Here is a 14,566-nt window from a genome sequence, read left to right on the forward strand (position 1 = left end):
CCCATGACGACGTGGACGACAGGCGACAAGCGACACGGTGGAGGGAGCAGTCGCTCTCTCCTGACGGGGTCGTTTGGCGCCTCGTTCACGAAGGGGAAGGGCACGCGCTCGGCGCGCAACGGGCTCAGTCGAGGGCTTCGTCGTGGGCTCCGTCGTGGGATGACGCTCATCGAGATCCTCATCGTGCTCGCGATCGTCGCGATCGTGATGTCGGCCGTGATCCTCGGATCAGGACAGCTCGCGTCGTCGCGGATGAGGCACTCGTCCACGATGATCGCGGGCGCGATCCGAGTCGGCTTCTCGAGAGCCACGTCGACCTCGAAGAGCGTCCGCCTCGTGATGGACTTCGAAGAGAATGCCATCTGGCTGGAAGAGGGCGATCAGCCCCACCTCGTGCAGACCAAGGACATGACGGGAACGGGCGGCGCCTCGGCGACCACCGCGGCCGAGAAGGCGGCGCTCGACGAGTCGAGCCGGATCGTCAAGGGGCCCACCGCGCCGCGTACGTCGTTTCGCGAGATCGACCCGATGGGCATGGTCGCGAGCGATCCCGGCAAGACGCACAAGCCGCTCGAACGCGGCATCGAGTTTCGTGAGGTCCAGACCTCGCACGACGACGCGCCGCGCACGACCGGGCGCGCGTATCTCTATTTCTGGCCCGGCGGGCAGACCGAACGGGCCTCGATTCAGCTGCGCATCGGCAAGTCGACCGCCGAAGACGAGGCGATGACGCTCCTCGTCGCTCCGCTGACCGGCAAGGTCACCGTGAAGTCGGGCGCCGTTGCGCTCACGAACCCGACGGACGACAAGGAAGCGTCCGAGCGCGAAGATCCGGGGGCGTTCTGATGAAGACGCGTTCCCGTTCCCGTTCCCAAGCCCGCAAGCGCGGGTTCTCGCTGCTCGAAGTCATGGTGGCGGTCGCCATCCTCGGGCTCACGCTCACCGTCGTACTCTCCGCGCAAGGTGGCCTCGCCGCGAGCAATCGCAGCGCCGCCAACATGGGCTTCGCCTCGTCACTCGGTCGCTGCAAGATGACCGAGATCGAAGAGAAGATGCTCAAGTTCGGCTTTCCGGAGATCGACGCGATCGATCAGGCCGTTCCTTGTTGCGACGACGACGCCCGTCAGGACTTCACCTGCGATACGCGCGTCGAGAAGATCGAGCTGCCGAACTTCCAGGAAGGAAACTCCCTCGGTGATGGCGGCGCGCTCGTCGGCCCGGGTTCTTCGGCTTCGCCGCTGGGCGCCCTCACCGCGAATCCCGCGGGCTCGGGCGGCTTGAACCTCGACGTCGACGCAGGGCTCGCGGGCATGGGCCAGCAGCTCACCCAGCAGTTCGGCGGATCGGGCGCGGGCGTCGACAGCTTGCTCTCGATGGTGATGGGGATCCTCTATCCGTCGATCAAGCCGATGTTCGAAGCGAGCATCCGGCGCGTGACCGTGACGGTGAAGTGGAAGGAAGGCGTCAACCAGCGCGAGCTGCCACTCATCCAGTACCTCTCGAACCCGCAGCGCGGCGGCTTCGCGGGCAGCGCCCTCTTGCCCGACGGCGGCGCGATGGACTTCAGCGACCCGAACGCGGGTGGCGCCGGCGGTACTCCGCCCGCATCGAAGACCCCGGCGGGAGGAACCAAATGAAGCGGCGCGGCCAACGGGGCATGACGCTGCTCGAGATCCTCGTCTCGCTCGGCGTGCTCGCGATGATCTCGCTCCTCATCTACGGAGCGTTCGACTCGCTCTCGCGCGGTCGCAAAGGCGAAGCCATGCGCGTCGAGCGCGCGCGTCAGGGGCGCGACGCGATGGAGCGCATCGTCCGCGAGATCTCCTCGGCGTTTCTCTCGCTCCACGTGCCGAACAACCAGGCGCTGGTCACGCGCACCACGGCCTTCATCGCGAGCAGCGGTCCGAACTTCGATCGACTCGACTTCGCCTCGTTCGGACACCTGCGCGTGGAGAAGGAGGCCAGGGAGTCGGACCAGGCCGAGATCGGATTCTTCGTCGTTCGCGATCCCGACGTCGAAGGCAAGATGGACCTCGTGCGTCGCGAGCAGACGCCCATCGATATCGACCCCAAGCGGGGCGGCGTCGTGAACGTCCTCGCCGAAGACGTGGAGTCCTTCCACCTCAAGTACCTCGACCCGCTCACCGGCACTTGGGTCGACAGTTGGGACACCACCCAGGCCACGGGTCAGCTCAATCGCTTGCCCTACGAGGTACGCGTTTCGCTTGCCCTCAAGGGCGTGAAGAACTCGCCGCCGTTCGTGTTCACCACGAAGTTCGTGCTCCCGATGCAGCAACCCCTCAGCTTCGGGATCCCGCGATGAAGCGCCCTCTCTCGAGCTTCTTCGCGCGTCGCGCGCGGGTAGCGAAGCCCTTGCGTGGGGCGGCCGCACGTCGGGCGCGCCGTCGCCGCAAGGAGGCGGGCATCGCGCTCGTGATGGTGATGGGCGCCATCGCCATCCTCACCGTCATGCTTGCCGAGTTCCAGGACGAGACGAGCGCCGAGCTGGCGGCGGCCACCGGTCAGCGCGACGGTTTGCAGGCCGAGTACATGGCGAAGAGCGCGGTCAACCTCGCGCGCCTTCTCATCGCCAGCGAGCCCACGCTTCGCAAGGCGATCGCGCCGCTCTTCATGATGATGAAGAAGACGCCGCCGCAGCTCCCGGTGTGGGAGTTCTCGGATCGTCTGCTCGGCGCCTTCAACGACGAAGAGGCCAGCAAGGACTTCGCGCGCACCGCCGGTATCGACGTCTCGCTCGGCAAGAACCTCGGCATGCCTGGCGGGCGCTGGGAGCTCGTCATCGTCGACGAAGACGCGAAGATCAACGCGAACCAGGGCGCGCAGAACATCGCCGCGCAGATGCGGCTGGGCAGAGAGATCATGGGGCTCATCTCGCCCCTGCAGTACTCGACGCTCTTCGAGCAGCGCGACGGCAGCGGCCAGTTCAACGACCGCCTCACCGTGTGTCAGGCGATCATCGACTGGTCCGACCCCGACGAGCAGGGCTTCAACTGCGACATCGCAGCGATGGCCACCGCACAGGCCTCGGGCATCGAGGACGCCTGGTACCAGCTGCTCCCGAACAAGCCTTATCGCCGGAAGAATGCGCCGTACGACTCGCTCGAAGAGTTGCACATGGTGCGCGGCATCAGCGAGGACTTCTGGGCCACGTTCGTCGACCCGGAGCCGACGAACCCGAAGAAGCGCGTCATGACCGTGTGGGGCACGGGCCAGGTCAACGTCAACTCCGCGAACGCGCAGACGCTCCTCGGCGTCATCTGCTCGGGCGCGCCCGAGGCCGATATCTGCACGAACGCCGACCAGGCTGCGACGTTCCTCGCGGGCGTGACCATGGCGCGCGGCGTGACCATGGGCGCTCCGCTCTTCGGTTCGACGAAGGACTTCATCAATGCCATGCAGGGGAAGGGTCAGCTCGGTCCGCTGCTCGCCACGCTGGGCATGAAGCCCGTCGCCTTCAAGTCCCCCAAGGATTTCGAGAACAGCATCACGACCGAGAGCAAGGTGTTCTCGATCTATGCGGTCGGTATCAAGAAGGGCTACCGCCGCGAAACGCGTGTGTCGATCCACGCCGTTGCCGACTTCCGTAATGCTCCCCAGCTCGGTGCCACGCCGACGACGGGGACCCAGCAGCAGGGCACGCAGCAGCAGCCGGGTACACAGCAACAGGGGACGACCCAGCAGTCGACGACCACGACGTCGTCGAGTCAAGACGCCATCACTGCCGCGATGCAGCCCAGCACCGGCGGGCAGATCGTTTACTACCGGGTGGAGTGACGTATGAGCACGTATTTGGGCATCGACATCGGGAATACGGCCGTGAAGGTGGCCGCGATCCGTACGAGCTACCGCAAGGTGCAGCTCGTGGGGCTCGCGGCCGTCGAGATCGTCCAAGCGGGCGACGTCGCGACGGCCATTCGCAATGCGGTGCAGACGGCCGTGGGCGTAGGAGGATCGTTCGACGGCGTCGCCACGTCGATCGAAGGAACGAAGTCGACGGTGCGCGTCCTTCCGCTTCCCGCGAGCGCGCACAAGCAGATCGGCGACGTCCTTCCGTTCGAGCTCGAGTCGGCCCTGCCGTTCGACATCGCCGAAGCGGTCTTCGACTATCGCGTGCTCTCCGGAACGCGCGAGACGAAGGGCGAGGAGCTCTCGGTTCTCGTCGGCGTGGCCAAGACGGCCGACGTCGTCTCGCGCATCGACCTCGTGAAGGCCGCGTCGGCCATGGAGCCGGAGCGCGTGGGCCTCGGCGCATTCCCCATCGCGAATCTCGTGGCCTACCTGCCCACGCTCGCCGAAGGCGTGGTCGCTCTCGTCGATCTCGGTGAGGCCTCGAGCGACGTCCTCATCTTGAAGGCCGGCGAGCCCATCTTCGCACGTACGCTCGGTGTCGGAACGCGCGGCCTGCCGGCGAGCGCGTCGAAGCTCGCCCGTGAGCTGCGCACCACGTTCGCGTCGCATCGCTCGCAAGGTGGCGAGCCCCCGGCGCGCGTTCTCCTCTGCGGCGGTGGCGCGTACACGCGCGGTGTCGAAGCCTTCCTGTCGAGCGCCGTCGAGGCGCCGGTCGAAGTCTTGCCCGCGCCGATGCTCGAGGCGGTCGGCATCGCGCCCGAGCAAGGCGCCGTGATCGCGCGCTTCGCGAAGGCGATTGGTCTTGCCCTCAGCCTCGCGCCGCGTGCGGTGAGCTTGAACCTGCGCAAGGGGCCGCTCGCCTTCGAGCGCGGATTCGCGTGGGTGAAGGAGAAGGTGCCGCTCCTCGCGGGGCTCGCAGCCGTCATCCTGGTGAGCTTCCTGTTCTCCGTGTGGGCGCAGCTCTATTCGAAGTCCCAGGAGAAGAAGGTGCTCGAGGCCGCACTCGGCGACGTCACCAATCAAGTTCTCGGCGAGTCGACCACGGAGTCGGGCCGCGCGAACGATCTGCTCGCGCAACAGACGTCGCTCAGCGATGACGACCCGCTTCCCCACGCCGACGCCTTCGACGTCATGGTGAAGCTCTCGGAGGCGATCCCGCCGTCGATGACGCACGACATCGAGGAGCTCGACATCCAGAAGGGGCACGTGATCGTGCACGGCATCGTGGGGAGCATCCCCGATGCGCAGGCGATTCGCTCGACGCTCGCCAACGAGAAATGCTTTTCGGACCCGAAGATCACGCGAACGACCGCGCAGGTCGGCGGCACCGCCCAGAAATACGTGCTCGAGTTCGACCTCAAGTGCCCCGAGGACGTGAAGGGCGGCAAGAAGTCGTCGTCGACTGCCGCGACTTCGGCCTCGGCAGCGCCCAGCGTTGCGGGAGGGAAGTGAGATGGTGATCCCGATCTTCGAACGCTGGGGACTCAACCCGCGCGAACAGCGCGTCGCGAGCATCGCCGTGATGGTGCTCGGCGTCATGCTGCTCCTCGCGCTGCCGCTCGGTCTCTCGGTGCTCGTTTCGACCCGTCGTGCCGAGAACGACGAGCTGCGCACGACGCTGGCTTCGGTCAACGGAGCACGCGGGCAGATCCGCGAGCGCCAAGAGCGCAAGAGCTCGATCGCGCAGCGTTACGGGAAGAAGGCCCCGCAGCTCGCCGGGTTCCTCGAGCAGCAGGCCACGGCGAACAAGCTGCAGGTCGTCGACTCGGTCGACCGACCCGACGTGCCGCAGGGCAAGAAGTACACGGAGCGTCACACGGTCATCCACCTGAAGAAGGCAGGGATGCTGTCGATCGCGAAGTTCCTCGAGTCGATCGAGAAGAGCAACTACCCCGTGGCCATCACGCGCCTGAACATTCGCAAGCGAAGCGGCGAGCCCGACTCCTACGACGTGGAAGTCGGCGTCTCCGCGTTCGACCGCAACGAAGCCGCTCCCGCCGCGGAGAAGAAACCATGAACGACGCGACGAAGGAACGCCTGCGCCGTTTTCTACCCTATCTCGTTTACCCGCTCTTCTACGTCTTCTGCCTCGCCATCTTCTTGGTGTGGACGTTCCCCTACGAGACGTTGAAGGAGCGCCTCGTCACCACGTTCAACGCCCAGCAGCGGAACACGTCGAGCCCTCAGGAGCTCTCGATCGAGTCGCTCGAGTCGTGGTGGATCACGGGCGTCAAGGCCACGGGCGTGAAGCTCTCCGCACCGTCGTCCGACCCGTCGAAGCCCGCGTCGGAGATCAAGGTGGACGAGGCACGTGCGCGCGCCTCGGTGCTCAGTTTTCTCATCGGCAACAAGGACGTGAGCTTCTCCGTCGATGCCTTCGGCGGTACGGCGAAGGGCAGCTTCGAAGACACGGGCAAGGCCCGTGCGATCGACGTCACGTTCGACGGTCTGGACATCGGCAAGGTCGACGCGATCGCCGCCAACATCGGCTTCCCGCTCGAGGGGAAACTCTTCGGCACCGTGAAGCTCGATCTGCCGGAGGGCAAGGCGTCGAAGGGCAACGGCAACGTGAACCTCGAGATCCGCGACATGTTCGCGGGGAATGACAAGGAGCTCACCGTCAAGCTGCCGCTCGGCCCCTTCACGCTCCCGCGCCTCAAGGTCGGGAACTTCGCGGTCACGGGAGACGCGAAGGACGGCATCCTCAAGCTCACGAAGATCGGCGCGAGCGGCGGCGACGTGGACGTCAACGGCGAGGGCCGCGTTCAGCTTCGCGAGGTCGCCACCGACGCGCACCTCGACGTGAACCTCAAGTTCAAGATCAACGACGGGTATCGGAACAAGAACGAGAAGACGAAGATGCTCTTCGGCGCGCCGGGCTCGAAGGACAAGCCGATGCTGGAGATGGTTCCGCGCATGGCGAAGTCGAAGACGCCCGAGGGCTACTACGGCCTGCGCGTCGGCGGCACCCTCGGGAAACCGGACCCGCAGCCGGGCGGCAATTCGGTCTCGGCCGGTCTCAACAACTAGTGATCGTGATAAGCAGGAGGGCGTGACCAACCGCTCCGCCCTCCTCGTTGGTGTGATCCATCTGCCGCCGCTGTCGGGGAGCCCGCGCTCTTCGCTTTCGGCGACCGAAGCCGCGCGATGGGCGGCGAGCGACGCGAAGATCCTCGCGGAGGCCGGTTACGACGCCATCATCGTCGAGAACTTCGGCGACACGCCGTTCTTCGCGGGCCGCGTTCCGCCGGTGACGGTGGCTGCGATGACGGCGTGCGCGCTTGCCGTGCGCGAGGCCGCACCGAACGCGACGCTCGGCATCAACGTGCTCCGCAACGATGCCGAGGCCGCACTGTCGATCGCGTCGTGCGTGGGCGCGAGGTTCGTGCGCGTGAACGTGCACACCGGCGCGCGCGTGACGGATCAAGGCATCGTCCAGGGGGAAGCGGCATCGACGCTGCGTCTCCGAAAGGCGCTCGGCGCCGAAGACGTGGCCATCTGGGCCGACGTCGACGTGAAGCACTCCTCACCACTCGGGGCGCCGCGCCCGCTCGTGCAGGAGGTCGAAGATCTCACCAAACGCGGGATGGCCGAGGTCGTCCTCGTGACCGGCGAGGGCACGGGCAAGGGCGTCGACGTGTCGAAGCTCGCGGCCGTGAAGAAGGCTGCCGCGAGCGCTCCCGTCCTCGTCGCCAGCGGCGCCACGCTCGACTCTCTCTCCACGCTTGCTCAGCACGCCGACGGTGTCGTCGTCGGCAGCGCGCTTCGCCTGGGCGGCATTCCCGGCGGCTCGATCGACGCCGCGCTCGCGCGCACGTTCGCCACGGCCTTCCGCACCGCGTTCAAGCGTTAGCGCCGATGGTGTTCGGATAGGCAGAGTCTCCACAGGAAGGTCGGAAGATCGGAAGGTATTCTTATCGCCCCGCGTAAAGCGCCAAACTGCGCTTGCTGGGGAATTGAATCGCCCCAATGCCGTGTCGCGCGATCTGTCCTCTCTCCGCCCCAAAGAACTTCCGACCTTCCGACCTTCCTGTGAAAAATCTCGGGTCGGATCCATCGGTGTTTGACGGATGTCTGGTTTAGCCGAACGGCATTCGCACAGAGCGTAAGTCGCTCGCTCAGAAGGTGCCGGAGAGGCCCATCCAGGTGGGGCTCACGAGTGGCGTGATGCGCGTGATGCGCGTGACGCGCGGCTTGTCGACGCTATCGGAGCGGGAGGCGTGCGGTTTGGTGGTCGTGCTCGCCTCGGACTTCTCTTTGTTCGGCGCGATCACCAGGCCGATGATGCCGGCCGCGAGGCCCACGCCACCCGCGATGAACGCGACCGTCGAGATGTTCCCGAGCGTCTTCGTCGAGTCGAGCTCGTTCTGCTTCGACGGCGGACATTGGTTGCCGTCGCACTGATCTTTCAGATCCTTCGTCTTGAGGAAGCTCATGACGCCCGTGACGCCACCGACGCCGGCGCCGACGATGGCCAGCCCGAAGCCACCGTAGACGAGGATTCTCGAAGTCGACGACGAGGACGAGGACGACGACTTCGTGTCCTCGACCGGGGGCGGGGGCATCGTGGTCGCGCCCGCGAGATCGAGCGTCACGGTGCGTGAGTCGTGCTCTGCGACGACGACGTTGGCGCTTCGCTCCACGCTCGCTTGACGAACGACGATCCGGTGAGGACCGGGGTTCACCTTGCGGGGAACCTGCGCCGCCGCGTACGAGAGCGACTCACCGTCGACGAGGATCTGCGGGGGCTGCGAGGCGTCCACGTTCTGCAGCTGCAGCGTGATCGAGGGAATGCGCTTGGCGAGGTCGTTGCTGAGCGTCTCGGCCTTACGACGTGCGGCCGTGAATGGCGCCGGCTCGCTGCCCTTGGCGGGGAGGGGAATGCGTGCGACGCGGGCCAGTGTGTCGCGAGCTTCGATGAGCAAGCCGAGGTTCGCCTGGGCGTACGCAAGCTCGTAGCCCGTGCTCGGCACGTGCATGATCTGATCGGCCTGCTCGTAGGCCTTGAGCGCGGCCTTCCAGTCGCCGCGGTCGGCCTTGGCGTCGCCGTCTTCCATCAGGCTTCGGGCCGTCTCGCGGTCCGAGGCGCTCTGCGCGAACGCCTTCGTCGAAAGGAAGCTCACGCAGCCGACGAGGAGGGTCGCTGCAAGGACTCGTCGTCGCTCAAATGCCATGATCTCTCTTTCCGGAGGTCGCCGAAGGCGGCGGTGGCGTCGACGCGGGAGGTGGCGGAGTCGTGGCGGCCGTGGTTGCCTTCCGAACGACGGGCTGCACCTGCGGTCGGTGGACGACCTGCGTGGGGGCTGGGGTCGCGGAGGGGGCTTCGGTCGTCGTCGGGGGCGGTGCGGGAACAGCCGTGGAGATGGCCTGCGCCGACGTGATGCTCGGCGGCTCGATGGGCGCTTCGGGAGGCGGTTGCACGGGGGACGTGCTGCTGCTCGCCGTCCTGCGGACGTCTTCTTTTCCTAGCTTGCTGACAGCCGTGCTGATGATGAGAACGGTACCGATCAAGCCGGCGATCACGAACCCGGCGAGGAGCGCGACGCTGAGATTGCGACGCCGTTGGCGTTTGAAGTCATCGGGCGCGGTCGACGCCGAACGCGGGTACTCCATCGCCGCGGAGCCGAGCGTCGCCGAGCTCGGAACGCTGGCGATCTCGGCGAGGTCGAGCGGCTGGGCCGGATTCGGCTGCAGGGCAGGTGCCTGGCCGGCCAGACTTCCGGCAGCAGCGGCAAAGGCGCTGAACGAAGGATCCGACGTGAGCTCGGTCGACGAGAGCCGAACCGCGCCGCTCGGGACGTGCGCTTGGCTCGGCTTGGCGACGCCGGAGCGGCTCATCGCATCGCGCTGATGGGCGGATGTCACGGCTGCATCGACGGCGCGCTTACGCGAAGCCTTGCGGTCGGCGAGGAGGTGACCCGTGTATTGTGCAACCGCGGCGATGCCGGTGGACTCTCCGATTTCCACCATCGCCGCTTCGAGCGCCAAGTTCAGCTCGAGGGCCGTGGCGTAGCGCGCCTCGGGGTTGTAGGCGAGGGCGCGCTCGATGACCGCGCGCATCGGCGGAGGCACCGTGGGCGGCATCGGTGACGGCGCTGCGCCGCTCGTCAGCTTGTGCAGCGTCGCGACTTCGTTGGGGCCGTCGTACGGAGGAAAGCCGGTCGCGAGCTCGAACAGGACAGCGCCCAGTGCCCAGACATCCGCGCGGTGGTCGATCGAGCGACCAAGCGCTTGCTCGGGCGCCATGTAGCGGATCTTTCCCTTGAGCTGTCCGGCGCTCGTCTCCTGGGAGACGCGGTCACGCGCTTTCGCGACGCCAAAGTCGATGAGCATCGTCATGCCGGCGTTCGACACGAGGATGTTCTGCGGCGACACGTCTCGATGAACGACACCAAGCGAGGTGCCGTCACGATCGCGAAGCGTGTGCGCGGCGTGGAGGCCGGCAGCTGCGTCCGCGCAGATGCGCAGAAGCACGCCGGAAGGGATGCGTTGCTTGCGCTGCTCCACCGCGCGCAGCATCTTCGAGAGCGAGTCGCCGTCGACCCACTCCATGACGATGAAGTAGTTTCCGTCGTGCTCGCCGACGTCGAGGATGCGCGCGACGTTCGCGTGCTCGATGCGCGACGCGATGCGCGCTTCGTCGAGGAACATCTCCTGGAAGCGTGGATCCTGCGAGTACTGCGGGAGGATCATCTTCACGACGACGAGTCGCTCGAAACCGAGACGGCCGCCAAAGCGGGCGAGCCACACCGAGGCCATGCCGCCGTACGCGAGCGGGCACAGCAGCTCGTACCGATCGAGTCGGTAACCCGGCTGAAGGTGAGCGGGATCCATTCCCCAGTTTGGAAGTATCGCGCGGAAAACTGCGTAGTGCGAGAGGTTCGGCGATGTGCCGCCGCTGATACCTTTAGCCCTCAGGCGGGCTCTGTAGGCGGAGGTACCGAACGATCCGGCGTTCGCGCGCGGCTGCGGCGCGTCAAAGCAACGGTCTCGTAGGCCTCGAAGCTCTCGAAGGCAGATTGGTTACGAACGCGAACGCGAATCCGAACTCGAACTCGAGCCCGAATCGAGCATTCGCTGCACGCGTTCGGGATCGAGTGTCGATCGGCGTTCGCGAAGACGTGCGAGCAGCTCGTTACGATTCGAGGGCGGCGAGACCTCGCTCGCCTCGCTTCGTGATGCACTTCGTGAAGCGTCGGGGACGATCGGAGCTGGAATCGTCGGAGGCGAGGCGAGCGGAGCTGCCTCGGGAACGGCTTCCGGCTCGGGCGTGGCCTCGCTCGTCGGCACTGGCGCGTCGTTCGTCGGCACCGGCGCGACGACTTCCAGCTCCTGCGAAGGGATGGCGACGACCTCCTGCGAGGGCACCACCGCTTCGGCGCTCGCTTCAGTGTTCAGGGGCGGTTCGACGTGCGCGGGCTCCGGAGCCGGAGGCGGCGCAGACGCACGAAGTTGATGGGCGTGCGGAGGAACCGAAGCCGGCCTCAGCGACGTTGCGGGGGGCGTCGCCGGGCGCGCTTCGCCCTCCGGCGGTGGAGCAGGTGGACGCGCCGTGAGCGGGGCCGGATCGCCCGCGGCCTTGGCATCGCGAACGGCGGCGGCGCGGTCGACCAGAGCCTTGGAGCGTGGATCGAGGCGGGTGAAGCGCAGGTTCAAGCCCGGCTGTCCGCGGAAGGCGTTCTCCTTGTGGGCGAGCACGCGGCCTTCGCCTCGCAGGAGCGTTGCCCCCGTCGCCAGTGTCACTTCGAAGCGCAGAATGACCCCAGCCGGTCGCGGATGGGCTCCGATGAGGATCACACTCGTCTTGCCGACCGTCTCGAGCTCGTTCTCGAGAAAGGCGTCCTCCGTGTCGAACGGACGAACGATGCGTACGGCGACGGGCGGGCGGACGTTCTCGGACACCAGAGATTGGTACCATCGTTCGTGCGCTTCCGCCCATTCTCCGTGCGTGGTATCCGGCCGCCATGTCGTCTCATGCGCGGATTCTCGTTGTCGGTGGCGGTGCGCGTGAACACGCCCTCGGTCATGCCCTCGGTCACGCTCGCGCGCACGACCTCGTGTTCGCCCCTGGAAATGCAGGCACGGCCGCGCTCGGCCGCAACGTCGACGTCGCCGCGACGGACGTTGCCGGGCTCGTCGAGCTCGCGGTTCGCGAGAAGGTGGATCTCGTCGTCGTCGGTCCGGAGGCGCCGCTGACGCTCGGCCTCGTCGACGCGCTCGACGCGAAAGGCATCCGGGCGTTCGGCCCGTCCCAGGCAGCCGCCAAGCTCGAGGGCTCGAAGGCCTTCATGAAGGAGTTTCTGGGACGCCACGGCATCCCCACCGCCGCGTTCGCTGTCTTCGACGACGCCGAGCGCGCCAAGGCTTACGCACGCGCGTCGTGGGCGAAGGGCACGCCGCTCGTCGTGAAGGCGGACGGTCTTTGCGCCGGCAAGGGCGTCGTCGTCGCTTCGAGTGTCGAAGAAGCATGCGAGGCGATCGACCGGATGATCACGGCGCGAGATCTCGGTGACGCCGGCAGCGTCGTCGTCCTCGAAGAGCTCTTGCCGGGGGAAGAGGCGAGCTTCCACGTCGTCTGTGACGGCACCCGCGCTGTTGCTCTCGTCGCTGCGCAAGATCACAAGCGCGTGTTCGACGGCGATCGCGGTCCGAACACGGGGGGCATGGGCGCGTACGCGCCGGCGCCGGTCGTCACGCAGGCGGTCCATGACGAGGTCATGCGCACGGTCGTCGAGCCCACGCTACGCGGCATGGCGAGCGAAGGTGCTCCGTTCCGCGGCGTTCTCTTCGTCGGCTTGATGATCGAGGCCGGTCGCCCGCGTGTTCTCGAATTCAACGTTCGCTTCGGTGATCCGGAGACGACGGTGCTCGTGCCCATGCTCGACGGCGACTGGTTCGCCCTGCTCGACGGCGCGGCCCGCGGCAACTTCGGCGATTCGTCCTTCGGCACGAAGAAGGGCGCTGCCCTCGCGGTCGTGATGGCTTCCGAGGGTTATCCTGCCAAGCCCACCACGGGCGATGTCATCGAAGGCCTCGATGCCGCGCCTCCTGCCGGAGTCAGCGTCTTCCACGCGGGCACGAAGAAGAAGGGGGACGACGTCGTCACCTCCGGCGGCCGCGTCCTTACGATCTCCGCGTACGCGCCGTCGTTCGAGGAGGCGCGCGCCGCGGCTTACGACACCACGTCGCGCATCCGCTTCCGCGGCGAGCACCACCGCACGGACATCGGCCACCGCGCGATGAAGCGCTGAGCGGCGCTACGGACCGCTCGCGTCCGGCGTGCCGCTGTCGCCACTGTCACCTGGGGTCGAACCCGCATCTGCGCCCGCATCGGGATCGCGAACGGGCACCGCCAAGAGGTGCACGGCCCGCCGGCTGTCGTAGAGCGGGTTCGCGCCGCCGTCTTCGAGCTTCGGCTGCACGCTCGGATCACCGAGGAGCAAGAGCGCGTAGTTCGACGCCGTCTTGTAGTAATCCGTCGGCAGCTCTTTCGATGCCGAGAGCGCCTGCACCTCGGCGAGCGACTCGTCGCGTACGAACGAAACACCACCGTCGGCGCCTGCGTCGGTCTCGCGCAGCGCAATACGGAAGCCGTGGCTCGCGTAGATCGACGTTTCGGTTTTGGTGAAGGCGAGGCTTCGCGGCTCATCGACGCTGAAGAGCGGTGGATTCGAGGCAAATGTGTCGAGCCCACCGTCGCCGTCGAGCGCACCGAAGCTTATCGACAGCTCACCGCTGCCTCGCGCATTCTCGAGGAGCGGCGCGAGATGTACGAGCTGCACCGGCAGTGAGTCGTCGCCCGAGAGGCCATCCGGTCGCAACGTGAGGACGCTCGAGTGGAGATTCCCGTGGGTGGCATCCCAACCCGTGCCGCACGCACGAGAGTCCATCTTGAGATCTTCAACGAAGAACTGATTTCCGCAGCCTGAGATCGCAAGCACGGAGACCTGGCCCTGCCCGAGCGGCGTGTCGATTCGGCCCGCCCGCAGGTAATCGCGGTTTTCCTTCTTGCAGTTGGCGCCCGTGCAAATGAGATCGCTGCAGCGCGTATCTTCTTTCGAGCCGATACGCGTTTGAACCACAGTCTGATCGATCACGTACACGTCGCCGGGGGCGACCATCGGATCGACGCGCACCACGCTGCCGACGTCGACGCCGACGAGGTTCGCTTCCGGCATCGTCTTCGAGTCGGGAAGCGGAGGCTGGTCCAGCATGTTCGAAAAGCAGAGGCGGAAGGCGGGAAACGCTGCCGCGTGCACGAGGACGACGCCGGTTGCCACAGGACCCGCGTTCGGCGCGCCATCGCCAGGGGCCGTCGTGCTTCCGCCCGCGTCCTTGTCCATCGAAGAGCCGCTGTCGAAGGCGGCCATGTCCGAACTCCCGCAGGCGACGACGGTTCCGCCGATGACTCCCAGGCCGAGGAGCGCCACGCGGGTGAGGCGGGCGAGACGGGCGTGACGGGCGACGGTACGAACGTGGTCGCGCAGGAACGAGCCCCGGATCATGACTTGTGACGATAGCATTCTGCGGGCCAGCGAGCCCTGCTGCGCCGCGTCCCTCGAATCCGGCGTTCTTCCCGGTACGCTGCGAGGCCGCCCTATGGCATCGGAGTCATGCCGAGCGGGCTCCGAGCCGCGGCACGCCCTGGAATTTCCGTGCCAAAGGTGTTGCGGAAGATCGGCCGCTCACGCATCCT

At 66.8% G+C, this 14,566-nt stretch carries 13 protein-coding genes; 9 read left to right on the plus strand and 4 right to left on the minus strand.

Going from position 1 to position 14,566, the window contains the following annotated elements:
- The first annotated feature begins 3 nt into the window (after positions 1–3).
- Genes AKJ09_RS36300 through AKJ09_RS36335 form a run of 8 tightly spaced genes read left to right on the plus strand, consistent with a single transcriptional unit; the run spans position 4 to position 7,723 of the window.
- A complete protein-coding gene (locus tag AKJ09_RS36300; RefSeq protein WP_240488707.1) occupies positions 4–846 on the plus strand; it encodes a pilus assembly FimT family protein in 843 nt (280 codons plus the stop codon).
- Positions 846–1,637 carry a type IV pilus modification PilV family protein gene (locus tag AKJ09_RS36305; RefSeq protein ID WP_146652426.1) on the plus strand — a complete coding sequence of 264 codons (792 nt, stop codon included), beginning with the start codon at positions 846–848 and terminating at the stop codon, positions 1,635–1,637. Before AKJ09_RS36300 ends, AKJ09_RS36305 begins: the two co-directional genes overlap by 1 nt.
- Entirely contained in the window at positions 1,634–2,323 is a 690-nt protein-coding gene (locus tag AKJ09_RS36310; RefSeq protein WP_146652427.1) for a type II secretion system protein GspJ, read from the plus strand. Before AKJ09_RS36305 ends, AKJ09_RS36310 begins: the two co-directional genes overlap by 4 nt.
- Positions 2,320–3,795, plus strand: coding sequence for a type II secretion system minor pseudopilin (locus AKJ09_RS36315; protein WP_146652428.1), 1,476 nt, complete (start codon positions 2,320–2,322; stop codon positions 3,793–3,795). The genes AKJ09_RS36310 and AKJ09_RS36315 overlap by 4 nt, the downstream gene beginning before the upstream one ends.
- Before the next feature lie 3 nt (positions 3,796–3,798).
- Positions 3,799–5,322, plus strand: a complete 1,524-nt coding sequence (gene pilM, locus AKJ09_RS36320; RefSeq protein ID WP_146652429.1) for a type IV pilus biogenesis protein PilM — start codon at positions 3,799–3,801, stop codon at positions 5,320–5,322.
- Position 5,323: 1 nt separating this feature from the next.
- Positions 5,324–5,887: a hypothetical protein gene (locus AKJ09_RS36325; RefSeq protein WP_146652430.1), complete on the plus strand. Its 564-nt coding sequence runs from the start codon at positions 5,324–5,326 to the stop codon at positions 5,885–5,887.
- The gene (gspN, locus tag AKJ09_RS36330) at positions 5,884–6,900 is read left to right on the plus strand and encodes a type II secretion system protein GspN (protein WP_146652431.1); all 1,017 of its coding nucleotides are present in this window, start codon (positions 5,884–5,886) and stop codon (positions 6,898–6,900) included. The genes AKJ09_RS36325 and gspN overlap by 4 nt, the downstream gene beginning before the upstream one ends.
- Before the next feature lie 22 nt (positions 6,901–6,922).
- Positions 6,923–7,723, plus strand: coding sequence for a BtpA family protein (locus tag AKJ09_RS36335; protein ID WP_169928145.1), 801 nt, complete (start codon positions 6,923–6,925; stop codon positions 7,721–7,723).
- A 265-nt stretch (positions 7,724–7,988) separates the two neighbouring features.
- Here AKJ09_RS36335 and AKJ09_RS36340 read toward each other — a convergent pair whose 3' ends face one another.
- The 3 genes from AKJ09_RS36340 to AKJ09_RS36350 all read right to left on the minus strand — a co-directional run bounded on the left by AKJ09_RS36340 (position 7,989) and on the right by AKJ09_RS36350 (position 11,772).
- Complete coding sequence (locus tag AKJ09_RS36340; RefSeq protein WP_146652433.1) at positions 7,989–9,044, minus strand: outer membrane protein assembly factor BamD; 1,056 nt, start codon at positions 9,042–9,044, stop codon at positions 7,989–7,991.
- Positions 9,034–10,704, minus strand: a complete 1,671-nt coding sequence (locus AKJ09_RS36345) for a serine/threonine protein kinase (protein ID WP_146652434.1) — start codon at positions 10,702–10,704, stop codon at positions 9,034–9,036. Before AKJ09_RS36345 ends, AKJ09_RS36340 begins: the two co-directional genes overlap by 11 nt.
- Before the next feature lie 189 nt (positions 10,705–10,893).
- Positions 10,894–11,772, minus strand: coding sequence for a hypothetical protein (locus AKJ09_RS36350; protein ID WP_146652435.1), 879 nt, complete (start codon positions 11,770–11,772; stop codon positions 10,894–10,896).
- 62 nt (positions 11,773–11,834) lie between these two features.
- Between AKJ09_RS36350 and purD the strand changes: the two genes are divergently transcribed.
- Entirely contained in the window at positions 11,835–13,121 is a 1,287-nt protein-coding gene (gene purD / locus AKJ09_RS36355; RefSeq protein WP_146652436.1) for a phosphoribosylamine--glycine ligase, read from the plus strand.
- Between the two features lie 6 nt (positions 13,122–13,127).
- On the opposite strand, the gene AKJ09_RS36360 is transcribed toward purD, so the two are convergent.
- Complete coding sequence (locus tag AKJ09_RS36360) at positions 13,128–14,375, minus strand: hypothetical protein (protein ID WP_146652437.1); 1,248 nt, start codon at positions 14,373–14,375, stop codon at positions 13,128–13,130.
- Positions 14,376–14,566: the final 191 nt, after the last annotated feature.

Source organism: Labilithrix luteola (genome assembly GCF_001263205.1).
Lineage (GTDB): Bacteria > Myxococcota_A > Polyangia > Polyangiales > Polyangiaceae > Labilithrix > Labilithrix luteola.